We start from the raw sequence: 21,059 nt of genomic DNA, 5'->3' as shown, positions 1-21,059 counted from the left end.
CTGAATCGTTTCACTAAACTGAACTGGCACGTTACTCGATAATCTTCGATTCTTGAAGCCCGCCCGATGAAACACATCCGCATAACAGGAGTCGTGAACTTGAAACTCAGCGATATCGCCCGCCTGGCCGGTGTTTCGGTGACCACCGCCAGTTACGTGATCAACGGCAAGGCCGAGGAGAAGCGCATCAGCCCGGCCACCGTGGAGCGCGTGCAGGCGGTGGTGGATGAGCATGGTTTCAAGCCCAATCCCCAGGCCGCCGGCCTGCGCAGCCGACAGACGCGCACCCTGGGTTTCATCCTTCCAGACCTGGAAAACCCCAGCTACGCACGCCTGGCCAAGCTGCTCGAACAGGCCGCGCGGGCGCGGGGCTATCAGTTGCTGATCGCCAGTTCCGACGACGAGCCGGAAAGCGAGCGGCAGCTGCTCAAGCTGTTCCGCGCGCGGCGCTGCGATGCGCTGATAGTCGCCAGCTGCCTGCCGCCGGAAGACGACAGCCTCGCTCGTCTGCTGGACGAAGGATTGCCGGTGATCGCTGTCGACCGGGTGCGCGATCCGGCGCGCTTCTGTGCGGTGGTCAGCGACGACCGCCAGGCCAGCCTGCAGCTCACCCGCAGCCTTTTGAGCCCCGCTCCCCGCCGCGTCGCCCTGCTCGGTGCGCGGCCAGACCTGCCCATCAGCGCCGAACGCAGCGCGGGCTTCCATGACGCCTTGAAAGGGCTCAAGTGCGAAGTGCTGGAACTCCAGGGCGAAGACTTCAGTCGCGAGTGCGGCCAGCGCCTGATGGCCGACCTGCTCGGACAGGGCGAGTTGCCGGATGTGCTGATCACCACCGCCTACGTCCTGCTGGCAGGCGTGCTGGATGCCCTGCGCGAACACGGCGCCTGGCCGCAGGGGATGCGTGTGGGCACCTTCGGCGATACCCAGTTGCTGGACTTCCTGCCGCTACCGGTGAACTCCATGTACCAGCAGCACGAACTGATCGCCGAACAGGTCCTGGGGCTGGCCCTGGCGGCGGTTGAGCGGGACGTTTACGAGCCGGGCGTGCGCGGCGTGGCGCGGAAGTTGAAACAGAGGATTGCCCGGTAGGAGCGATCTTGCTCGCGAGAACTGCGCCGGAAGAGCTTCGCGGGCAAGCCCGCTCCTACAGAACCGCCACCTCAACCGATGAACGCGTTTGCGCGGTAATCCCGCGGCGACTGCTCGAAGTGCTTCTTGAAGGTCCGGCTGAAATGCGCCGAATCGGTAAAGCCCCAGCGAAAGGCAATGTCGGTGATGGACTCATTACGCAGACGCGGATTGGAAAGGTCAGCGGCGCTGCGTTTCAGGCGAGCGCGCTGGATGAACCGGCAGACACTGTCGCCCTGGTCCTCGAACAGCCGGTAGAGCTGGCGCACGGAGATGTTCAGTTGCCTGGCCAGGGACAGCGGTGTCAGTCCGGGCTCTGACAGGGACTGGTCGATCAGTTGCTGGGCCATGCTGCGCAGGCCGGCATTGTGGCAGCCATCCTGTTCGCTGGTGGTTTGTCCGGGTTGCAGGCGCAGGGTCGGCGCCAACAGGGCGATCAGCGCTTCCTGCAGAGCCTCGCCCTCTTCGAGGCCAGCGCAATGGTCAAGCTCACCGCCGCATATCTGCTCCACCAGGGTTCGCAAGACCCGGCCGCTGGCGCAGTGCTGGGAGAGCTTGCCGAAGGTCGGCCGGCCTTCCGGCAAATGGCGGCAGACATCCTCGCGGGACAGGTGGAAGGAGGCGTGTTCGATCAGCCCGTGGGGGACGATCTCGCAACCGCGGGCCGAGTCCATCAAGGCCATCTCACCCGGAGCAAGCTCCACGCTTTCGCCATTCTGGCGCAATTGCGCACGACCTCTGCGCTGGACGATCAGGAAACAGTGGCGGTCATCGTCGTGGTCGATTGAGGTGCGCTGCCGGCTGATCATGCCGGCATTGGTGCGGATCTGGGCGACTTCCAGGCCGGCAAGGTCCTGGCGGGAGATTTCACCGATGAACAGCCCATGGCTGAGTGCGGGACGCGACTCGAAACGGCCGCAAACGCCTTGCAGAGAACGGAGCCAGGAATCGAAATCATGGGAGCGGACAGCTTGGGCAACCATCGGGAACCTCCGGATCGGGCTGACGCCACATTGTTGTTATGGCGACATTATTAACATGTTATCTATTTTGCCGACAAGGAAGCTGCCAGGCCCGAATAGATCGCTAATGCCTAAGCAAGAGGTGTACCCGTCCAGCTCGTTCAGTGGTTACCAAGAACGTCCTTGAATGCGCGCAACGCCTGCAACAGCAACTGCCGCTGTTCAGGCACGAGACGGATATAGCGGCGGAAGCCGGGCATCCGGTTGACCACTTCGCTGGCCCCCATGTGTTCCAGGCGGACTCTCCACTGCCGCCCTTCCCGCTCGATCACCAGACGTTTGAAATCCAGCGGCATCAGTGCCGCCCGCAACACCTGGTCGCTTTCCAGGCGCCCCAGCAACTCGCCCAGCGCGCGTGCATCGCCTGCACGCACATTGCAGGTGACTCCTTGGCGGCGAATCGCCCCACGATGGCTCAGTTCGATACGCACTGGTCCCACTCCGGTCGAAGGGACCTGCAAGACGAACTCGGTGAGCACCAGGTGCATGAGGAACTGCGCCTGGACCCGTTCACGAACATCGAAAACCAGGTCCCCGTCATCGCTGGAGAAGCGCGTGACCGCCCCCTCCAGCGTTTCGGCGCGCAAGCCTTGCAGGTCGCGCATCACCTTCAACAGCGTCGCCCCCGGCCGGTAGCCGGGAGGCGGCCGCCGCCAGTACTCAGACAGGCTTGGAAACATGGCTGAAATTCTCCACGGCGTGGGCAACAGGTTCGTGGCTGAACTCTTTTTCCAGCACTTCTTCCACCGGAACCGGAAGGAACGGATTGACCTTCTGAACCACCAGCGTCCAGAACAGCGCATAGGCAGCGGTAAGGCCCAACATCACGCCGAAGGGGATGTACACGTCACGGGGGTTCATGCCCGGCGGCGTGATGTACCAGAGACCGATGAGAATGCCGACGCTGGAGACGATCTGCGGCAGCGGGAACCAGGGCGAGCGATAGGCGCGCGGCAGGTCCGGACGACGGATGCGCAGCATCACCACCGACAGGGTCACCACCAGGTAGGCGGTGCTCCAGGCGCAGACGGCGGCCAGAACCAGATTGAAGATGTCATCGGTATTGCCACCCAGCCACCAGGCGTGAATGCAGGGAATCGCTGCCGCCACGGCGATGCACAACAGCGGGGTCTTGAAGCGCGGATGCAGGTAGGTGAAGGCCTTGGGCAGCGCGCCATCGACGGCCATGCCGTACATGATGCGCGGAAGGCCGGCCATCAACGTGTTGATGGTGGCGGCACCGGCGAACAGGAAGCCGATACCCAGCCAGATCGGCCCGATATCGCCCATCACGGCCTGGGCGAACTGAGGAATGGCCATGGGCGTGTCCAGCAGATGCACGCCGGTCGCTTCGTCCAGCAGCACGTTTTCCACCTGGCGTTTCATGGCCGCGCCGTAGATGAACATGCAGGACGCCACTCCCAGAAGCCCAAGGGCCATCGCGCGCGGCAGGGTCCGGGCCGAACGGCGTACTTCCGGAGCCAGCGGGGTGACGAACTCGCAGCCGACGAACATGAACATCGCCATGCCCACCAGGGACAGGATGGTGGTCAGGTCAGTACCGATCAGCGAGGCGCCGAACCAGCCGTCCAGCTCCACCCTGGGCGCGGCAATGAGGCCAGCCACACCGAAGATCATCAGCGTCGTCCACATGCCAAAGGTGAGGATCACTTCGGCCTTGCTGAACACACTGATGCCAAACGCATTGAGGATGCCGAAGGTAATCACGAAGGCGACACCCAACAGCCAGGAGCCACCGGCGGACTCGACAAGGGTGTTGAGGTGCTCGAAGTTCACCAGGGCCATGACCCCGGAGAGGATGGTCTCGGCGGTGCCGGCGAACACATGCACGATCAGGTAGGCGGAAATGGTGCCGGTGATGGCGAAGAAGCGCCCCATGCCACAGGAGATGTAGTCGTATACCGAACCACTGGTGGGCAGGATCGATGCCGCCTCGGCAAAGGTGGTGGATTGCGCCAGCATCATCACGGCGGCGATCAGCATGGCCACGGCGAAGGCACTGCCACCGATGCCGAAACCCATGGTGGCGGTGAGGATCACCGGGCTCGCCATGATCAGGCCGATGGTGCTGGCGAGCGCGGTGGGAAATCCGACCGTACCGCGATCCAGGTGTGCGGTGAGTCTTGCGTTGATGGACATGGTGGTGAACCTCGAAGGCGGATGTTGTCGTTGTTTGGTTCAAGGCATGTAAAAGGCCGGGCCTCCACAAGGGCCCGGCTTCGCCGCAGCAGGCGAAAGGTCTTTGGAGCGACGCCCGCACGGGTGTGCTCCTGGTACGGAACTCAGTAGGCGATGCAGACCGACTTGTTTTCGGTGAAGGCTTCGATGGCGGCGTGCCCCATCTCGCGGCCGATGCCGGATTGCTTGAAGCCGCCGAAAGGCATGGACGGGTCCAGCAGGTTGTGGGCGTTGACCCACACGGTGCCGGCCTTCAGGCGCGGGATCAGGCCCATGACCTGCTTCAGGTCGTTGGACCAGATGCTCGCCGCCAGGCCGTAGGGGCTATCGTTGGCCTGGTGCACCACTTCATCGATTTCGTCAAAGGCGGTGGCGACCACTACCGGACCGAAGATTTCCTCGCGCACCACCTGCATGTCCGAGCGCACGTTGGCGATCACCGTCGGCTTGACGAAGAAGCCTCGCTCGCCATGGGCCTCGCCACCGCAGATGACACTGGCGCCTTGGGCACGACCGCTCTCGATCATGCCCAGCACCCGGTGCTGCTGCTTGGCGGAGATCAGCGGATTGATCTGCGCGCTCGGATCCAGACCCGGACCAATGCTCAGGGAGCCAGCGATGCCCTGCAGGCGCTCCAGCACCTGGTCGAAGGACTTGCGCTGCACATAGAGGCGCGAACCGGCGGTACAGACCTGGCCCTGATTGAAGAAAATCGCCCCGGCGGCACCAGCAGCGGCGTTATCCAGAGCGATGTCGTCGAGCACGATCACCGGCGACTTGCCGCCCAGTTCCAGGGTGAAGCGGGTCATGTTCTCAACCGCCGCATGGCCGATCAGCTTGCCCACCGGGGTGGAGCCGGTGAACGCCAGCTTGTCGATCCCCGGATGGGCCGCCAGCGCGGCGCCCGCTTCGGCGCCCACACCGGTGACGATGTTCACCACGCCGGCAGGAATGCCCGCTTCCAGGCACAACTGGCCCAGGCGCAGGGCAGTAAGCGGGGTTTCGTCCGCTGGCTTGAGCACCACTGTGCAGCCACAGGCCAGGGCCGGCACGATCTTCCACAAGGCCATCATCAGCGGGAAGTTCCAGGGCACGATGGCCCCCACCACCCCCACCGGCTCCGGCACCGTGTAGGCGCGGAACTTGCCGCCGGGAATCGCTCCGATCGAGACATCCAGGCTCTTGCCCTCGATCTTGGTGGCCCAACCCGCCATATAGCGGGTGTACTCCACGCCTGCCCCCACTTCGATGGCGCGCGACAGGTTGATGGACTTGCCATTGTTCAGGGTTTCCAGCTGCGCCAGCTCTTCGCCGTGGGCCTCCAGCACGTCGGCCAACTTCAGCAGCAGGCGTTCTCGGTCGGCCGGGCGCTGTGCCGCCCAACTTCCATCGAAGGCACGGCGCGCCGCGGCCACTGCGAGGTCCACATCGGCCTTGCCGGCCACCGCCACCCGCGCCAGTTCTTCGCCCGTAGCCGGGTTATGCACCGGCATCTCGGCACCGGACAGAGCAGGACGGGACTGGCCGTCGATCAACAGGCCGTGGCGGGCCTCGACAAAGGCGGTCACGCGGGGGTCAAGGGCAATGCTCATCTCGGTTCCTCTTCTCGCTCGGCCGCTGGGGCGACCGGGTATCTCGGATAGTCGAGAGGCACTGTGCGCCAGGCCCGTGGCGCGATCTTGATCCTGGCTGCCGCCGGACTTGCCAATGGCTGCCAGGCACACTGGCAGGAAAAGGCAAACCCGCTGGCAGGCAGGTGCAAGTAATCAGCGGCGGCTTGAGGCACAAATGTAGCCACGCAGCTTGCACCGCTGCCCTTGGCGATGTTCGAAAAGTCGTCGAGCGACGGTCAGGCGAGCCGACTTTTAACGAAGCATCACCGATGCATAGGCACTTTTCGTACAAGGCCTGGAGGAGAATTCACATGACCACCCGCGACAATGCCTTCTGGCACCCCATGCTGCACCCCAACGAAATGAAGCAGCGCGAGCCCATCCGCATCCTCCGTGGCGAGGGCTGCTTCGTCTTCGATGACAAGGGCAACCGTCTGGTGGACGGCGTCGCCGGCCTGTGGAACGTCAACGTCGGCCACGGCCGCAAGGAGATCAAGGCGGCCATCGCCGCCCAGCTCGACGAGTTGGAATACTTCCAACTGTTCGACGGCATCAGCCACCCCCGCGCCGAAGAACTGGCCGCCAAGGTGATCGGCATGCTTGAACCCGAAGGCATGCGCCGTGTCGCCTTCAGCTCCGGCGGCTCGGATGCCGTGGAAACCGCGCTGAAGCTGGCCCGCCAGTACTGGAAGCTGCAGGGCCAGGCCGACCGCACCAAGTTCATCTCGCTGCGCCAGGGCTACCACGGCACCCACTTCGGCGGCGCCTCGGTCAACGGCAACACCGTATTCCGCCGCAACTACGAGCCGCTGCTGCCGGGCTGCTTCCATGTCGATACGCCCTGGCTCTACCGCAACCCCTACAGCCAGGACCCGGCAGAACTGGCACAGATCTGCGCCGACCTGCTGGAGCGGGAGATCCAGTTCCAGAGCCCGGACACCGTGGCCGCCTTCATCGCCGAGCCGATCCAGGGTGCTGGCGGCGTGATCGTGCCGCCGGAAAACTACTGGCCGCTGATCCGCAAGGTCTGCGACAAGTACGGCGTGCTGCTGATCGCCGACGAGATCGTTACCGGCTTCGGTCGTTCAGGCTCGATGTTCGGCAGCCGCCTGTGGGGCGTCAAACCCGACATCATGTGCCTGGCCAAGGGCATCTCCTCGGGTTACATCCCGCTGGGTGCCACCGTGGTCAATGAGCGCATCGAGCAGGCCTTTGCCAACAACGGCAACTTCACCGGCGCGATCATGCACGGCTACACCTACTCCGGGCACCCGGTGGCCTGCGCCGCCGGGCTGGCCAACCTGGACATCGTCGAGAAGGAAAACCTGCCGGCCAACGCAACGAAACAGGGCGACTACCTGCTGAAAAGCCTGGCCACCTTCCCCGAGCGTTTCGCCGCCGTGGGCGAAGTGCGCGGCAAGGGCCTGATGGTGGCGCTGGACCTGGTGAGCGACAAAACCACCCGCGAGCCCATCGACCCAATGGGCGGTTACGCCAACCGCGTCGCCGAAATCGCCCGCGCCAACGGCGTGATGGTGCGCCCGGTAGGCACCAAGATCATCCTGTCGCCGCCGCTGGTCATCGAGCAGGAGCAGATCGATACCATCGTCAATGCGCTGGCGATCGGCTTCCAGGAAGCGCATCGGTAAGCTCGACCCGGAGCGCGGAATTCCGCGCTCCGTCCCCCGTCGGGAGCCAACCATGAGCGACAACTTCGACCAGCAGTGCCTGACGGCTTTCAGCAAGGCCGTCCCGGCCACCTTCCTCGCCTTCTACCGGGTCGACGACCAGTTTCAGGCCCATGATTTCCAGTTGCTTGCGCCAGTCCTCAGACAGAGGAGAAGCAGTTATCCACAAAGAGATGCGCCCCACTGACGAAGGATGCCTCGTCCGATGCCAGGAACAACGCGGCACGGGCCACTTCCTCCGGCTCGCACAAACGCCCCTGCTGCAACGCGATGGCCGCCTCGCTGGCGTCCACGCCCATAGCCTGCAACTCCTTCATCTCGCGAACGCCATGAGCCGTGCGGATGAAGCCCGGCGCCACCGCATTGCAGCGGATTCCCCGGTCACGAAACTCCACTGCGATGGCCCTGGCGAACATCTGGCAGGCGCCCTTGGTGGCGTTGTAGACCACTTCGCCAGGCGTCGCGTATTCGGCGGAAATGGACGAGGTGCAGACGATGCTGCCTTTGCCTTTGGCGAGCATCTGCGGCAGCACGGCACGAGTCATCAGGTACATGCTCTTGACGTTGACCGCCATCAGCCAGTCCCACTCATCTTCCTCAACGTCGAGAAACGGCTTCACGATCAGGGTTCCGGCGTGATTGAACAGCACATCCGCGCCACCGAAGGTCGCCTCCGCTTTCGCCACGGCCGCGTTCACCTGGTCGGCCTTCGAAACGTCGGCGCCGATGCCAATCGCCTCACCACCGGCCGCCTTGATCTGCCGGGCCAGGTCCTCGGCGGCATCACCGTTGCGGTCGATGATCACCACCCTGGCACCTTCGGCAGCGAACAGACGACTGGCGGCTTCACCACAGCCACCCGCACCACCGCTGATGACAGTAACCTTGTCGAGCAGCCGGGGTCTTGCTAAGTGCATGGCGTACACCTCGTTTGCATGGGGACGTTCAGACCAGCGTAGTCCAGCCGGCTCCCACATCCGGCTGATACCGAACCGCCCCTATCCCACCCACCATCGACACACCCCAACCCACTGGAAACATGCGATGGAGAAAAGATCGTCCCGACGCTTGGCCTGGTCCTGATCGAACTGGAGAACCATCGCAGCGACGGCAAGATCCTCGGCTACGCCAGCGGCGATTCTGGCCAGCTGTCGCACGTCCCGATCAGTTCCCATTGCAGCGCGCTCAGTCGTACGGAGTACCCGCTGTGAAAGGCCTCGCCGTGCTGATTACCAGCGGCGGCACCGGCCAACAACCTACTGGCGACGGTACATATAGCGAACTACGGACAGGATCGGTTGAGCCTGTTCTGATCATGACGCGGATGAAGCCGCCCTTGTAGGTTGGGCACAGGAACGAAGCCCAACGGTGCGGGGTGGAGCGTTGCTTCGTCGGGCCTCGCCCCGCTCGACCAGCGTATCCCGGACCAACCTACGGGCCGCTGTGCGGCCATGTGCGAATGAATTTGCACCCACAAACAAAAAGCCCGGCATCTGCCGGGCTTTGAGGACTTGCAGCGAATTGCGATCAGCTGATGCGCTGGGCTTGCGGCAGACGGTCGGCGCCACCTTCGGCGACGCGCAGTGCCTTGGAGCGATCGGAGCCGCCTTCAGCTACGCGGAAGCCATGGGTGCGATCCGAGCCACTTTCGGCGATGCGGTTGGCACCGGTACGGTCGGAACCACCTTCGGCGATACGGTTGGCACCAGTGCGATCAGAACCACCTTCGGCCACGCGATCCAGGACCATGGAGCTGCCTTCGACTGCAACCGGATCGACAACCTGGATGTAGGCGCCTTCCTTCGACTCGCCCAACACCGGCTGGAAGTCGGACGGCAAGGCGAAGACGCTGGTGCTCAGGCTGGCGATGAACAGGGCGGCGAAGGCTTGGGTTTTCATGATCGTGGGCTCCTCGATGGGGGCTGGAAACTGAGTACGGAGCCCATATTACGGATGGAGATTCGATTAAAAAGTGATCACTCCCGATAGAGAACATCGACGCCGTTAATGGTCAATTAACCTAATAAATATCAATGACTTATCGATATAGAACAGACCGTTCAAGGTCAGATTCCGCACCTCAGTCGCCACGAGCAGGCCCGGGCAAACCCGGATTAAGTTAATATATTAACCTTTCCCCATCGCCGCTTTCCGCACTTATCCGAATGCCTGATCCTCGCCCCTGGCCCGTCGCCATCCGCGCCCTGCGCCATCGCAACTTCCGCTTGTACTTCGCCGGCCAGGCCATCTCCACCCTGGGTAGCTGGTTGCAGCAGGTCGCGCTGGCCTGGTTGATCTACCGCCTGACCGGTTCGGCCGCGTTGCTGGGCATCACCACCTTTGCGTCTTTACTGCCGCAATTGCTCGTAGGCCCGCTGGCCGGCGCCTGGATCGACCGGCATGACAAGCGCCGCCTGTTGATCGGCGTCCAGGGGCTGCTTGGACTCCAGGCCCTCAGCCTCGCGCTGTTGACTGCGACCGGCAGCATCGGCCCCGTACTGATCGTCGCCATGGCCGCGCTGCTGGGGGTGCTCAATGCCTTCGACACACCATTGCGGCAGTCCCTGCTGAGCCAGTTCGTCAGCGGCAAGCAGGATCTGCCGAACGCCCTTGCACTGAACGCGATGCTCTTCAACAGTTCGCGCTTCATTGGCCCGCCGCTGGCCGGACTGTTGCTGGGGTTCACCAGCGAAGCTGCCTGCTTCGCCCTCAACGCCCTCTCCTACATCGGCCTGGCCGTTGGACTCCTGATCATCCGCATGGCGCCGACACCGCGTGCCAGCGGGTCCACTGGAGACGTATTCCGCGAAGGGCTTGCGTATGTTGCCGGACGGCCGACCATTCGCCTGATGATGCTCAGTGTACTGGTGGTCAACCTCACCGCTTCCAGTTATGCAGTGCTGCTGCCGGTGTTCGCCAAGGACATCTTCGCTGGCGACGCGCGCACCCTTGGCTGGCTCTGGGGCGCCGCCGGGCTCGGCTCGTTGCTCGGTACGCTGTTCCTCGCCAATCGTCGCGGCCTTGCGGGGCTGGCAAACACCATCATGGGTTGCGCCATGGCTGGCGGTGCCGGCCTGCTGGCATTCGCCTTCAGCGAACGACTGGTGATCTCGCTGCTGGCCATGGCACTGCTCGGCTTCGCCATCACCAACTGCAACGTCGGCACCAACATCCTCCTGCAGAGCCTTGCCCCGGAGCATCTGCGTGGCCGCGTGGTATCGCTCTATACCTCGACGCGCTTCGGCTTCGACGCCATTGGTGGCCTGCTGGTGGGAGTGTTGGCCGAACATCTTGGCGCCCCCTGGGCCATGGCCAGCGCCGGGGTGCTGCTGCTCGGTTATTGCGCCTGGTTGCTACCGCGCCAGCGTCGGCTGGGCCGGGAGATTGCCGACTCGCCGACGGAGGACCATTGATCCCCATGCTGTCGGATCGATGTGTTGCATAGACTCGCCCAACGCCGACTCAACCGACCGGCCTGCAACGCAGAGATAGCGTCGTAGCTTCATCGAACTACCAGCCGTGTTGAGCATGGTTTCGCTCGTTGGGTTTCGTGCCTCTACCCAACCTACAGCTCAACCCCAACGCCGTCCTTCCATGTGGCAGATGAATCAACGCCACGCATCTTCCTTGTCGGCGGCGCGGCGCTGGCGGTACTCGCCCGGAGTCATGCCGGCGTTACGGGCGAAGAAGCGGCTGAAGTAAGCCGGGTCCCTGAAGCCCAGCAGGTAGCAGATCTCATTGGCCGAGCTGCCGGTGAACAACAACAGGCGCTTGGCCTCCTGCATCACCCGGTCGTGGATCAGGCGCTTGGACGGCAGGTCAGCGATGCGTCGGCAGATGTCGTTCAGGCGCGCCTCGGTCACACCCATCTGCTCCGCGTACTGCCCAAGGGACCAGTGCTCGCGGTAGTGCGACTCGATCAAACCGTTGAAACGGTGGAACACCTGCAAGTCTTCATGCCGTGCCGGTTGCGCCTTCAGCGAACGGGCCGAAAGGCGCAACAGGCTGATGAAGATCAACCGGGTCAACGCCGACAGGCTGGCCTCGCGCCCCGGCCGGCTGGCGGTGAACTCGCTGCGCAGTTGGTCGAACAGCAGGTCGAGACGCTGCACCTCCTCGCGATACTCCTGCCCCAGTTCCGAAAAGGCTACGCAAACCGGCGCAATCTGCGGGCCATCGGCCAGACCCTGCTCAGCTTCCAGCAGCGGCCATACCAGTTGCTGACGAACCGTGAGTACGTGGCCATCGGCGTCCTGCTCGGTGACGAAGGCATGGGGAATGGTCGGTGGCGTGAGGAAGAACAGCGGCCCTTCCTGGCGGTACTGCTGCTCATCGAGGTAGACCCGCACCGAACCGCTCTTCACGTAATGCACCTGGAAGAAACGGTCGTGGCGGTGCACCGGCATGTTGCGACCGAAGAAGTCCGCCAGCTTGCCCAGGGCTTCGTAGTGCACCTCGGCATCGGCGTAACGCTGGTCGTAGACCTGGCCGATGTTGATGTTGGGAATGGGCTGGCGCTCTGCCATGGCGACCTTTCTCCGCTGCCTTCGCACACCTTCGATGACGAAAGGCGAAGACGCAAGGCTTGACGATCATTAACATGTTAAATATAACGTTAACACATTAACGAAATCCTCGTTACGGGTGGCGCTCCTGTCACGGCCCCACCCGCTTTTTATCCACAGGAGACGACCATGCGCCCCGCACTCGACCACGTCGCCACCGGTACCCTGTTCGGCGTTGCGCTGAATTACCGGGGCCTGCTGGAAAGCCGTCTGGACGAATTCCAGCAGCCGCCCTACCAGAAGCCGCCGGTCAAACCAGTTCTGTTCATCAAGACGCCCAATACCCGCAATGGCCACGGCCAGCAGGTGGTCTACCCGAAAGGCGTGGAACGCCTGCAGCCGGGCCCAGCCCTGGGCGTGGTGATCGGCAAGAGCGCCAGCCGCGTATCCGAGGCCAACGCCATGGCCCATGTGGCCGGCTACGTGATCGTCAACGAGTTCAGCCTGCCGGAAGAGAGCTACTACCGCCCGGCGGTGAAGGCCAAGTGCCGCGACGGCTTTTGCCCCATCGGCCCGGAATTCGTTCCCGCCACCGACGTGCAGGACCCGCACGCGCTGACCCTGAAGCTGTTCGTCAACGGCGAACTGCGTCAGGAGAACAGCACCGCAAACCTGGTGCGCGGCATCCCGCGACTGATCGAGGAAATCAGCGAGTTCATGACCCTGCACGAGGGCGACGTGCTGATCACCGGCACCCCGGAAGGTCGCGTCGACGTGCATCCCGGTGACCTCGTGGAAGTGGAAATCAGCGGCCTTGGCCGCCTCGCCAACACCGTGGTTGCGGAATAAGGAGCCCGAGATGAAACACGCACGCATCCGTTACCAGGGCGAAGTCCACGCCGTTACCGTGGAAGGCGAAAATGCGGTCCGGCTCGCCGATGGCCGTCTGCTTGGTGAAAACCAGGTCGAGTGGCTGCCACCGGCCACCGGCAGCATGTTCGCCCTGGGCCTGAACTATGCCGACCACGCCGCCGAGCTGTCCTTCAAGGCGCCCACCGAACCACTGGCTTTCATCAAGTCGCCGGGCACCTATACCGGCCACAACCAAGTCACCTGGCGCCCGGACAACGTTGCCTACATGCACTACGAGTGCGAACTGGTGGCGGTGATCGGCAAGCCGGCGCGCAATGTGAAGCGCGAGGACGCCCTCGCCTACCTGGCCGGCTACACGGTGTGCAACGACTACGCCATCCGCGACTACCTGGAGAACTACTACCGGCCCAACCTGCGGGTGAAGAACCGCGACGCCACCACTCCGGTCGGCCCGTGGATAGTCGACGCCGCCGACGTGCCCGATCCCTCGAAGCTCAAGCTGCGCACCTGGATCAACAGTGAGCTGAAGCAGGAAGGCACCACCGCGGACATGATCTTCGACATCCCCTCCCTGATCGAATACTTCTCCAGCTTCATGACCCTGCAGCCGGGCGACATGATCGCCACCGGCACGCCGGAGGGCCTGGCCGACGTGGTGCCTGGCGATGAAGTGGTGGTGGAAGTCGAAGGCGTGGGCCGCCTGGTCAACCGAATCGTCAGCGAAGAGGCCTTCTTCGCCCGCAAGCAACAAGAGGCATGAGCAGCATGATCAAGCACTGGATCAACGGCCTGGAAGTCGAGAGCAAAGAAGTTTTCGTCAACTACAACCCCGCCACCATGGACCCCATTGGCGAAGTCGCCAGCGGCGGTGCCGAGGAAATCGCCGCTGCCGTGGCCGCCGCCAAGGAAGCGTTCCCCAAGTGGGCCAACACCCCTGCGAAAGAGCGCGCGAAGCTGATGCGCAAGCTGGGTGAACTGATCGACCAGAACGTACCGCACCTGGCCGAACTGGAGACCCTGGACACCGGCCTGCCGATTCACCAGACGAAGAACGTGTTGATCCCCCGCGCCTCGCACAACTTCGAGTTCTTCGCCGAGGTCTGCACCCGCATGGACGGCCACAGCTACCCGGTGGACGATCAGATGCTCAACTACACCCTCTACCAGCCGGTAGGCGTGTGCGGCCTGGTCTCCCCGTGGAACGTGCCCTTCATGACCGCCACCTGGAAGACCGCGCCTTGCCTCGCGCTGGGCAACACCGCAGTGCTGAAGATGAGCGAGCTGTCGCCTCTGACTGCCAATGAACTGGGCCGTCTGGCGCTGGAAGCCGGTATCCCGAAAGGCGTGCTGAACGTGGTGCAGGGCTACGGCGCCACCGCTGGTGACGCCCTGGTTCGTCACCCGGACGTGCGCGCGATCTCCTTCACCGGCGGCACCGCCACGGGGCGCAAGATCATGCAGACCGCCGGCCTGAAGAAATACTCCATGGAACTGGGCGGAAAGTCCCCGGTGCTGATCTTCGATGACGCCGACCTCGACCGCGCCCTGGACGCCGCGCTGTTCACCATCTTCTCGTTGAACGGCGAGCGCTGCACCGCGGGCAGCCGGATATTCATCCAGGAGTCCGTCTACGACCAATTCGTCGCCGAGTTCGCCGCCCGAGCCAAACGCCTGATCGTCGGCGACCCGCAGGACCCGAAGACCCAGGTCGGCTCGATGATCACCCAGCAGCACTACGACAAGGTCACCGGCTACATCCGCATCGGCATCGAGGAAGGCGCCACCCTGCTCGCGGGCGGCCTGGAGCGACCGGCCAACCTGCCGGCGCACCTGTCCCGTGGCCAGTTCATCCAGCCCACGGTGTTCGCCGATGTGGATAACCGCATGCGCATCGCCCAGGAAGAAATCTTCGGCCCGGTGGTCTGCCTGATGAAATTCAAGGACGAAGCCGAAGCCCTGCGCCTGGCCAACGACACCGAATATGGCCTGGCCTCGTATATCTGGACCCAGGACATCGGCAAGGCCCATCGCCTGGCCCGTGGCATCGAGGCCGGCATGGTCTTCATCAACAGCCAGAACGTACGCGACCTCCGCCAGCCCTTCGGCGGCGTGAAAGGCTCCGGCACCGGTCGCGAAGGCGGCCAGTACAGCTTCGAGGTCTTCGCCGAGATCAAGAACGTATGCATTTCCATGGGCAGCCACCACATCCCCCGTTGGGGCCTGTGAGATAACTGCTAATCCATGAAGAGGGGAGCACTGCTCCCCTCCCCGTGCCGGCGTGCAACCGACCCGATAACAAGGTTCCCCAAGAGGGGAATGACACGAGGAGTTACCGTCATGGGCAAACTTGCTCTGGCTGCCAAGATCACCCACGTCCCCTCCATGTACCTGTCCGAACTGCCAGGCCCGCGCCAGGGCTTTCGCCAGGCCGCCATCGACGGGCACCTCGAGATCAGCCGCCGCTGCCGCGAGCTGAACGTCGATACCATCGTCGTGTTCGATACCCACTGGCTGGTCAACGCGAACTACCACATCAACTGCGCGCTGAACTTCGAAGGCCTCTACACCAGCAACGAGCTGCCGCACTTCATCGCCAACATGGAGTACGGCTTCCCGGGCAATCCCGAACTGGGCCGCCTGCTGGCCGAGGAGTGCAATCGCTTCGGCGTGGAAACCATGGCCCACGACGCCACTACCCTGGCGCCGGAGTACGGCACCCTGGTGCCCATGCGCTACATGAACACCGACCGCCACTTCAAGGTGGTCTCGGTTTCGGCGCTGTGCACCTCCCACTACCTGAACGACAGCGCCCGTCTCGGCTGGGCCATGCGCAAAGCCGTGGAAGACCATTACGACGGCAACGTCGCCTTCCTCGCCAGCGGTTCGCTGTCCCACCGCTTCGCCCAGAACGGTCAGGCCCCGGACTTTGCCACCAGGGTCTGGAGCCCCTTCCTGGAAAACCTCGACCACCGCGTCGTGCAGATGTGGGAAGGCGGCGAGTGGGAGGATTTCTGCGCCATGCTTCCGGAGTACGCGGTCAAGGGCCACGGCGAAGGCTTCATGCACGACACCGCGATGTTGCTAGGCGCGCTGGGCTGGTCGAAGTACGACGGCAAGGCCGAAGTCGTCACCCCCTACTTCGGCTCCTCCGGCACCGGCCAGATCAACGCGATCTTCCCGGTCACGCCGCAGGACGGCTCCGCCATCCCCGCGGCCCAAGCCTCGAATCCGGCCGGCGTCGCCTCTAACAGCCGTCTCTGAGGGCCCCGCCGTGCCACATTTCATCGCCGAGTACACCCACAACATCGAAACCGAGGCGGACCTGCCGGGCCTCTTCGAGAAGGTCCACGCCTGCCTGGGCGCCTCGGGGGTCTTTCCCCTCGGAGGCATCCGCAGCCGCGCCATACGCCTGGATACCTGGCGCATGGCTGACGGAAAGCACGACTACGCGTTCGTCCACATGACCCTGAAGGTCGGTGCCGGCCGTGACCTGGAGACCCGGCGCAAGGTGGCCGACGAGCTGTTCGAGACGATCACCCGGCACTTCGCCGAGCTCCAGGCGCGTCGTCTGCTGGCCCTCTCCTTCGAGATGACCGAGCTGGATGCCGAGCTCAACTACAAGCTCAACAACGTGCATGCCTTCCTGAAGGGCCAGGGCGGCTGAAGTCGCCCCACCTTCCGCCGCTCTGCCTCATTCACAAAAAGTACAAGACCATGAGCACAGTCAATACTGCTTGTCCTGCCGACGCCGAAAACGCAGCCCGTGATGCGACCCATCGCGCCGTCACCTGGCGGCTGATGCCCCTGCTGCTGGTGTGTTACCTGTTCGCCCACCTTGACCGGATCAACATCGGCTTCGCCAAGATGCAGCTGAGCGCTGACCTGCAGTTCAGCGACACCGTCTACGGCCTCGGCGCCGGCCTGTTCTTCGTCGCCTACGCCCTGTTTGGCGTGCCCAGCAACCTCGCTCTGGAACGGGTCGGCCCGCGTCGCTGGATTGCCATCCTGATGGTGGTCTGGGGCCTGTTGTCCACCGGCATGTTCCTGATCCAGGACGCCACCGGTTTCTACGCGCTGCGTTTCCTTCTTGGCGTGGCCGAGGCCGGTTTCTTCCCCGGCATCCTGGTTTACCTCAACCGCTGGTACCCAGCCCGCCGGCGCGCCCAGGTTACCGCCCTGTTCGCCATCGCCGTGCCAATGGCCGGGGTAATAGGGGGGCCGCTGTCTGGCGCCATACTCGAAGGCTTCCACGACCATCTTGGCCTGCGCGGCTGGCAGTGGATGTTCCTGCTCGAAGGTGCCCCGGTGATCCTCCTTGGCCTGGTTGTGTGGTTCAACCTGCCGGAGCGCTTTGATGCGGTTGCGTGGTTGAGCGAGGAACAGAAGCGCTGCTTGCGGGAGGACATGACGATCGAGGAGCAGCGCAAGCCCATCACCTCCTTCGCTGGCATCTTGCGCGATCGTTGGGTGTGGCTCCTGGTGGCCATCTACTTCGCAGTGATGCTGGCCGTTAATACCCTGGCCTTCTGGATGCCCACCCTGATCCACGGTGCCGGCGTCGCCCGCGACAGCCAGGTTGGCTTGCTCAGCGCCATACCCTATCTGGCGGGTGTTTGCTTCATGCTGGCCTGCGGCCGTTCCTCGGACCGCCACCGCGAGCGCCGCTGGCACCTGTGCGTGCCTCTACTGATGTGCGCCGCAGGCATTGCCCTCAGCGGGCTGCTACCCACCAGAACCGTCCCGGTGCTGGCCGGGCTGATTATCGCCGGCATGGGCGCCAGTGCTGCCCTGCCGATGTTCTGGCAGTTGCCGCCGGCCTTTCTCTCCATCCGCACCCAGGCTGCCGGAATCGGCTTGATCAGTTCCTTCGGCAGCATTGCCTCTTTCCTCGCGCCCTACCTGATCGGCTGGACGCGCGACACCACCCAGAGCGCCAGTCTCGCGCTGTTCGTCCTGGCCGTACTTATCGCCTTCGGCGCCGCGCTGGTGCTTCGCACTCCCGCCGATCTCGTCAATCCCCGCTAGAGAGCCCCGTCATGCTCGACACTACTCTGATCCAACAGGCCGCCGCTCGCCTCGACGCCGCCGAGCGCTCCCGCGAGCAGGTGCGTCAGTTCTCCCTCGACTACCCGTCCATCAGCATTGACGACGCCTACGCCATCCAGCGCGCCTGGGTGGCGCAGAAAATCAAGGACGGTCGCAAGCTGGTGGGTCACAAGATTGGCCTCACCTCCCGCGCCATGCAGGTGTCGTCCAACATCACCGAGCCGGATTACGGCGCACTGCTGGACGACATGCTGTTCGAGGAAGGCAGCGACATTCCCTTCGAGCGCTTCATCGTCCCGCGTGTGGAGGTGGAGCTGGCCTTCATCCTCGGAAAGCCCCTGCGTGGCCCGAACTGCACCGTCTTCGACGTGCTGGAGGCCACCGAGTGGGTGATTCCAGCGCTGGAGATTATCGACGCGCGCATCCAGCAGGTGGACCCCGACACCAAGGTCACCCGCAAGGTGTTCGACACCATCTCCGATAACGCCGCCAACGCCGGCGTGGTGATGGGTGGGCGCGCCGTGCGCCCGACCGAGATCGACCTGCGCCGCGTGCCGGCAATCCTCTACCGCAATGGCGTGATCGAGGAATCCGGCGTTTCCGCCGCCGTGCTCAACCACCCGGCCAAGGGCGTGGCCTGGCTGGCCAACAAGCTGGCGCCCTACGACGTCACCCTGGAAGCCGGGCAGATCATCCTCGGCGGCTCCTTCACCCGTCCGGTGGCGGCCAATCCCGGCGACACCTTCCACGTCGACTACGACCAGCTGGGCTCTATCGCCTGCCGTTTCGTCTGACCACCACCCACCGTTGAACCGTAGGAGCGAGCTCTGCTCGCGAAGTGCCCGGGCAAAGAGCATTCGCCAGCAGAGCTGGCTCCTACATTTAATGCCTGCCAAGGAGTCCTCCGTGGACCTGCCGATCAATACCTTCAAACAGCGCCTGCAATCCGGCCAGCCGCAGATCGGCCTCTGGCTGGGCCTGGCCGATGCCTACTGCGCGGAACTGGCGGCCAACGCTGGCTTCGACTGGCTGCTGCTGGACGGTGAACACGCCCCCAACGACCTGCGCAGTCTGCTCGCCCAGCTCCAGGCCATTGCGCCCTACCCGTCCCAGCCGATCATCCGTCCGCCCATCGGCGACACGGTGCTGATCAAGCAGCTACTGGACATAGGCGCCCAGACCCTGCTGGTGCCCATGGTGGAATCCGCCGAGCAGGCCGCCGAGCTGGTCCGAGCCATGCGCTACCCGCCGTTTGGCGTTCGGGGCGTGGGCAGCGCCCTGGCCCGAGCCTCCCGCTGGAACAGCATTCCCGGCTATCTGAATCACGCCGACGAGCAGATGTGCCTGCTGGTGCAGATCGAGAACCTCGACGGTCTGGCCAACCTGGATGTCATCGCTGCGGAGGAAGGCGTGGACGGTGTGTTCATTGGCCCGGCCGACCTCTCCGCCGCGATGGGGCATCGCGGTAACCCCGGTCACCCGGAGGTCCAGGCCGCCATCGAGGACGCCATCGTGCGCATCCGCAACGCCGGCAAGGCTGCCGGCATCCTCTCTGCCGACCAGGCCCTGGCGCGCCGCTACATCGAACTGGGCGCCGCCTTCGTCGCTGTTGGCGTGGATACCACGGTGCTGATGCGTGGCCTGCAGGGCCTGGCCGCGACTTTCAAGGGCACTGCGGCGCCGGTGAGCGGAGGCGGCGTGTACTGATTGCCCCGGTCATGACAGAAAGCCGGCTCAAGCAGCCGGCTTTCTTGTGCCTGTTTTTGGGCTCCGATAGGCGTGGAGTGCGGTCCCCATCGTAGGGTGCGCTGTGTGTTCAGCCGGGACACATGGCGCACCCTACGGCACCTGCCTCAACCTGCTGGTTCGCTGACTCGAAAGCCGACGACTGATGACCACGTCATCAGGAGCTGGTTTCACGCGCAAACGAAAATGGCGCCACTTGGGCGCCATTTTCACTGCACGGATGCTCGATCAACCCAGCGCAATCACCGCCTTGAGCATGGCCTTGAAAGTCGCCTGCTGCTCTTCGCTGAACTGCGCGAAGACCTTTTCCTGTTGCTCACGGGCGATACGCCAGAGTTCCTCCGCCTGCTGCACACCGAGCGGTGTCAGGACGTAGCGCTCATCGGAATCGACCACCATCCCCTTGCGTTTGAGAATGGCCACGGCTTCCTCGATCTCGCGCATGGGCATTGCCACTTCACGCTGCAGGTCAGAGAGCCCCATGCCGGCGTCATTCTCCAGCACCATCAGCATCCGCGCCTCGCTGGTGCGCAGGCCGGTGGACAGCTGTTTCGGCTGGTAATCGGCCTGGTAGCCACGTACCGCCTGGGTCATCAGGTAGTAGAGGTTGTGCGCCAGGCGCCCCTGAAAAGCGCTGGAAGCGGGCTGGCCCTCGGACTTTCGAGTCATGCGGGTATGCGGCAGGACCATCGAATAGGCGCCCTGGTGATACAGCAGCGGCGAGCGACCGAAATCATCGAAACGGACCACCTTGCCGATGAGAATCCAGTGGTCGCCGCCTTCCACCCACTGGTGCATCTCGCATTCGAAACGCGCGGCGCAGTCGGGCAGCAGCGGCGCGCCACCAACGCCGGATTCCACCGCCACGCCCTCGAACTTGTCATCACGCGGGCGAGTGAACTGGTTGGACAAGTCGATCTGGTCGGCAGCGAGGATGTTCACCGCGAAATGGCTGGCCCGCTCGAACACGGCCAGGCTGCTGGAGCGCTTGTCGATGCTCCAGAGGATCAGCGGCGGCTCCAGCGACACCGAGTTGAAGCTGTTGGCGGTGACACCCACGCGAGTGCCATCAGGTGCAGTGGCGGTCACCACCGTGACACCGGTGGCGAAGTTGCCCAGGGCGCGACGGAAGGCACGGGAATCGAAGAGAGTTTCTTGAGAGGACATGACGCAACTCCTGGCGGCCGCCTTCCGGGACGGCCGCGCGTGAGTAGAGGATCGAGGCGGCGCGAGGCCGCC

The 21,059-nt window shown here is 63.9% G+C and carries 20 protein-coding genes and 1 pseudogene; 13 read left to right on the top strand and 8 right to left on the bottom strand.

All coding sequences use genetic code 11. The annotated features are described in order from the left end of the window. Nucleotides 1-99: 99 nt before the first annotated feature. Entirely contained in the window at nucleotides 100-1,089 is a 990-nt protein-coding gene (gene cra / locus SA496_RS05325; RefSeq protein WP_120652341.1) for a catabolite repressor/activator, read from the top strand. Between the two features lie 71 nt (nucleotides 1,090-1,160). Here the strand turns inward: cra and feaR are convergent, their stop codons facing one another. The 4 genes from feaR to SA496_RS05305 form a co-directional block, all read right to left on the bottom strand. Next, nucleotides 1,161-2,111, bottom strand: coding sequence for a transcriptional regulator FeaR (feaR, locus tag SA496_RS05320; protein ID WP_120652342.1), 951 nt, complete (start codon nucleotides 2,109-2,111; stop codon nucleotides 1,161-1,163). 140 nt (nucleotides 2,112-2,251) lie between these two features. Beyond that, nucleotides 2,252-2,830, bottom strand: coding sequence for a DUF3156 family protein (locus SA496_RS05315; protein WP_330115124.1), 579 nt, complete (start codon nucleotides 2,828-2,830; stop codon nucleotides 2,252-2,254). Further along, on the bottom strand, nucleotides 2,811-4,310 hold the full coding sequence (locus SA496_RS05310; RefSeq protein ID WP_330115123.1) for an APC family permease: 1,500 nt from the start codon (nucleotides 4,308-4,310) through the stop codon (nucleotides 2,811-2,813). Before SA496_RS05310 ends, SA496_RS05315 begins: the two co-directional genes overlap by 20 nt. Nucleotides 4,311-4,453: 143 nt before the next feature. Next, nucleotides 4,454-5,941 (bottom strand): aldehyde dehydrogenase family protein, encoded by a 1,488-nt coding sequence (locus SA496_RS05305; protein ID WP_120652348.1) that lies wholly within the window; start codon nucleotides 5,939-5,941, stop codon nucleotides 4,454-4,456. A gap of 332 nt (nucleotides 5,942-6,273) precedes the next feature. Between SA496_RS05305 and SA496_RS05300 the strand changes: the two genes are divergently transcribed. Both SA496_RS05300 and SA496_RS05295 read left to right on the top strand, forming a co-directional pair. Continuing rightward, the gene (locus SA496_RS05300; protein WP_120652350.1) at nucleotides 6,274-7,611 is read left to right on the top strand and encodes an aspartate aminotransferase family protein; all 1,338 of its coding nucleotides are present in this window, start codon (nucleotides 6,274-6,276) and stop codon (nucleotides 7,609-7,611) included. 52 nt (nucleotides 7,612-7,663) lie between these two features. Beyond that, on the top strand, nucleotides 7,664-7,837 hold the full coding sequence (locus SA496_RS05295; protein ID WP_153917707.1) for a hypothetical protein: 174 nt from the start codon (nucleotides 7,664-7,666) through the stop codon (nucleotides 7,835-7,837). Here SA496_RS05295 and SA496_RS05290 read toward each other — a convergent pair. Beyond that, nucleotides 7,791-8,567: an SDR family NAD(P)-dependent oxidoreductase gene (locus tag SA496_RS05290; RefSeq protein WP_330115122.1), complete on the bottom strand. Its 777-nt coding sequence runs from the start codon at nucleotides 8,565-8,567 to the stop codon at nucleotides 7,791-7,793. The genes SA496_RS05295 and SA496_RS05290 overlap by 47 nt on opposite strands. 132 nt (nucleotides 8,568-8,699) lie before the next feature. On the opposite strand from SA496_RS05290, the pseudogene SA496_RS05285 reads away from it, so the two are divergent. Then, nucleotides 8,700-8,861: pseudogene (locus SA496_RS05285) on the top strand (MoaF C-terminal domain-containing protein); the annotation flags it as partial. A 316-nt stretch (nucleotides 8,862-9,177) separates the two neighbouring features. On the opposite strand, the gene SA496_RS05280 reads toward SA496_RS05285, so the two are convergent. Further along, entirely contained in the window at nucleotides 9,178-9,549 is a 372-nt protein-coding gene (locus tag SA496_RS05280; protein WP_330115121.1) for a phage infection protein, read from the bottom strand. Nucleotides 9,550-9,815: 266 nt separating this feature from the next. On the opposite strand from SA496_RS05280, the gene SA496_RS05275 reads away from it, so the two are divergent. Continuing rightward, the gene (locus SA496_RS05275) at nucleotides 9,816-11,063 is read left to right on the top strand and encodes an MFS transporter (RefSeq protein WP_120652355.1); all 1,248 of its coding nucleotides are present in this window, start codon (nucleotides 9,816-9,818) and stop codon (nucleotides 11,061-11,063) included. 195 nt (nucleotides 11,064-11,258) lie between these two features. On the opposite strand, the gene hpaA is transcribed toward SA496_RS05275, so the two are convergent. Beyond that, complete coding sequence (hpaA, locus tag SA496_RS05270; RefSeq protein WP_120652357.1) at nucleotides 11,259-12,176, bottom strand: 4-hydroxyphenylacetate catabolism regulatory protein HpaA; 918 nt, start codon at nucleotides 12,174-12,176, stop codon at nucleotides 11,259-11,261. Between the two features lie 168 nt (nucleotides 12,177-12,344). Here hpaA and SA496_RS05265 point away from each other — a divergent pair, with 168 nt between their 5' ends. The 8 genes from SA496_RS05265 to hpaI all read left to right on the top strand — a co-directional run bounded on the left by SA496_RS05265 (nucleotide 12,345) and on the right by hpaI (nucleotide 19,781). Further along, complete coding sequence (locus SA496_RS05265) at nucleotides 12,345-13,004, top strand: fumarylacetoacetate hydrolase family protein (protein ID WP_330115120.1); 660 nt, start codon at nucleotides 12,345-12,347, stop codon at nucleotides 13,002-13,004. A gap of 10 nt (nucleotides 13,005-13,014) precedes the next feature. Further along, complete coding sequence (locus SA496_RS05260; protein WP_330115119.1) at nucleotides 13,015-13,788, top strand: fumarylacetoacetate hydrolase family protein; 774 nt, start codon at nucleotides 13,015-13,017, stop codon at nucleotides 13,786-13,788. Nucleotides 13,789-13,793: 5 nt separating this feature from the next. Beyond that, a complete protein-coding gene (gene hpaE / locus SA496_RS05255) occupies nucleotides 13,794-15,254 on the top strand; it encodes a 5-carboxymethyl-2-hydroxymuconate semialdehyde dehydrogenase (RefSeq protein ID WP_330115620.1) in 1,461 nt (486 codons plus the stop codon). Nucleotides 15,255-15,365: 111 nt separating this feature from the next. Next, a complete protein-coding gene (gene hpaD / locus SA496_RS05250) occupies nucleotides 15,366-16,289 on the top strand; it encodes a 3,4-dihydroxyphenylacetate 2,3-dioxygenase (RefSeq protein WP_120652363.1) in 924 nt (307 codons plus the stop codon). A 10-nt stretch (nucleotides 16,290-16,299) separates the two neighbouring features. Beyond that, entirely contained in the window at nucleotides 16,300-16,692 is a 393-nt protein-coding gene (locus tag SA496_RS05245; RefSeq protein WP_120652364.1) for a 5-carboxymethyl-2-hydroxymuconate Delta-isomerase, read from the top strand. A 50-nt stretch (nucleotides 16,693-16,742) separates the two neighbouring features. Beyond that, nucleotides 16,743-18,053 (top strand): MFS transporter, encoded by a 1,311-nt coding sequence (locus SA496_RS05240; protein ID WP_330115118.1) that lies wholly within the window; start codon nucleotides 16,743-16,745, stop codon nucleotides 18,051-18,053. A gap of 11 nt (nucleotides 18,054-18,064) precedes the next feature. Beyond that, nucleotides 18,065-18,868 (top strand): 2-oxo-hept-4-ene-1,7-dioate hydratase, encoded by an 804-nt coding sequence (gene hpaH, locus SA496_RS05235; RefSeq protein WP_330115117.1) that lies wholly within the window; start codon nucleotides 18,065-18,067, stop codon nucleotides 18,866-18,868. A 112-nt stretch (nucleotides 18,869-18,980) separates the two neighbouring features. Next, nucleotides 18,981-19,781: a 4-hydroxy-2-oxoheptanedioate aldolase gene (hpaI, locus tag SA496_RS05230; protein WP_330115116.1), complete on the top strand. Its 801-nt coding sequence runs from the start codon at nucleotides 18,981-18,983 to the stop codon at nucleotides 19,779-19,781. Between the two features lie 267 nt (nucleotides 19,782-20,048). On the opposite strand, the gene SA496_RS05225 is transcribed toward hpaI, so the two are convergent. Next, entirely contained in the window at nucleotides 20,049-20,987 is a 939-nt protein-coding gene (locus SA496_RS05225) for a p-hydroxyphenylacetate 3-hydroxylase reductase component (RefSeq protein ID WP_330115115.1), read from the bottom strand. Nucleotides 20,988-21,059 lie beyond the last annotated feature (72 nt).

The sequence above is a fragment of the Pseudomonas sp. JS3066 genome, assembly GCF_036328175.1.
Classification (GTDB): Bacteria; Pseudomonadota; Gammaproteobacteria; order Pseudomonadales; family Pseudomonadaceae; genus Metapseudomonas.
The sequence above is the reverse complement of the archived record's forward strand: the minus strand, read 5'-3'. Positions and strand labels throughout refer to the sequence as shown.

What these genes read in the sequence shown, in the direction of transcription:
- SA496_RS05240 (WP_330115118.1), top strand. Translation starts at nt 16,743, where the DNA reads ATGAGCACAGTCAATACTGCTTGTCCTGCCGACGCCGAAAACGCAGCC.
- SA496_RS05300 (WP_120652350.1), top strand. Translation starts at nt 6,274, where the DNA reads ATGACCACCCGCGACAATGCCTTCTGGCACCCCATGCTGCACCCCAAC.
- SA496_RS05275 (WP_120652355.1), top strand. Translation starts at nt 9,816, where the DNA reads ATGCCTGATCCTCGCCCCTGGCCCGTCGCCATCCGCGCCCTGCGCCAT.
- SA496_RS05260 (WP_330115119.1), top strand. Translation starts at nt 13,015, where the DNA reads ATGAAACACGCACGCATCCGTTACCAGGGCGAAGTCCACGCCGTTACC.
- SA496_RS05315 (WP_330115124.1), bottom strand. Translation starts at nt 2,830, where the DNA reads ATGTTTCCAAGCCTGTCTGAGTACTGGCGGCGGCCGCCTCCCGGCTAC.
- SA496_RS05280 (WP_330115121.1), bottom strand. Translation starts at nt 9,549, where the DNA reads ATGAAAACCCAAGCCTTCGCCGCCCTGTTCATCGCCAGCCTGAGCACC.
- feaR (WP_120652342.1), bottom strand. Translation starts at nt 2,111, where the DNA reads ATGGTTGCCCAAGCTGTCCGCTCCCATGATTTCGATTCCTGGCTCCGT.
- hpaD (WP_120652363.1), top strand. Translation starts at nt 15,366, where the DNA reads ATGGGCAAACTTGCTCTGGCTGCCAAGATCACCCACGTCCCCTCCATG.
- hpaE (WP_330115620.1), top strand. Translation starts at nt 13,794, where the DNA reads ATGATCAAGCACTGGATCAACGGCCTGGAAGTCGAGAGCAAAGAAGTT.
- SA496_RS05290 (WP_330115122.1), bottom strand. Translation starts at nt 8,567, where the DNA reads ATGCACTTAGCAAGACCCCGGCTGCTCGACAAGGTTACTGTCATCAGC.
- SA496_RS05310 (WP_330115123.1), bottom strand. Translation starts at nt 4,310, where the DNA reads ATGTCCATCAACGCAAGACTCACCGCACACCTGGATCGCGGTACGGTC.
- SA496_RS05265 (WP_330115120.1), top strand. Translation starts at nt 12,345, where the DNA reads ATGCGCCCCGCACTCGACCACGTCGCCACCGGTACCCTGTTCGGCGTT.
- hpaH (WP_330115117.1), top strand. Translation starts at nt 18,065, where the DNA reads ATGCTCGACACTACTCTGATCCAACAGGCCGCCGCTCGCCTCGACGCC.
- SA496_RS05225 (WP_330115115.1), bottom strand. Translation starts at nt 20,987, where the DNA reads ATGTCCTCTCAAGAAACTCTCTTCGATTCCCGTGCCTTCCGTCGCGCC.
- hpaA (WP_120652357.1), bottom strand. Translation starts at nt 12,176, where the DNA reads ATGGCAGAGCGCCAGCCCATTCCCAACATCAACATCGGCCAGGTCTAC.
- SA496_RS05295 (WP_153917707.1), top strand. Translation starts at nt 7,664, where the DNA reads ATGAGCGACAACTTCGACCAGCAGTGCCTGACGGCTTTCAGCAAGGCC.
- SA496_RS05305 (WP_120652348.1), bottom strand. Translation starts at nt 5,941, where the DNA reads ATGAGCATTGCCCTTGACCCCCGCGTGACCGCCTTTGTCGAGGCCCGC.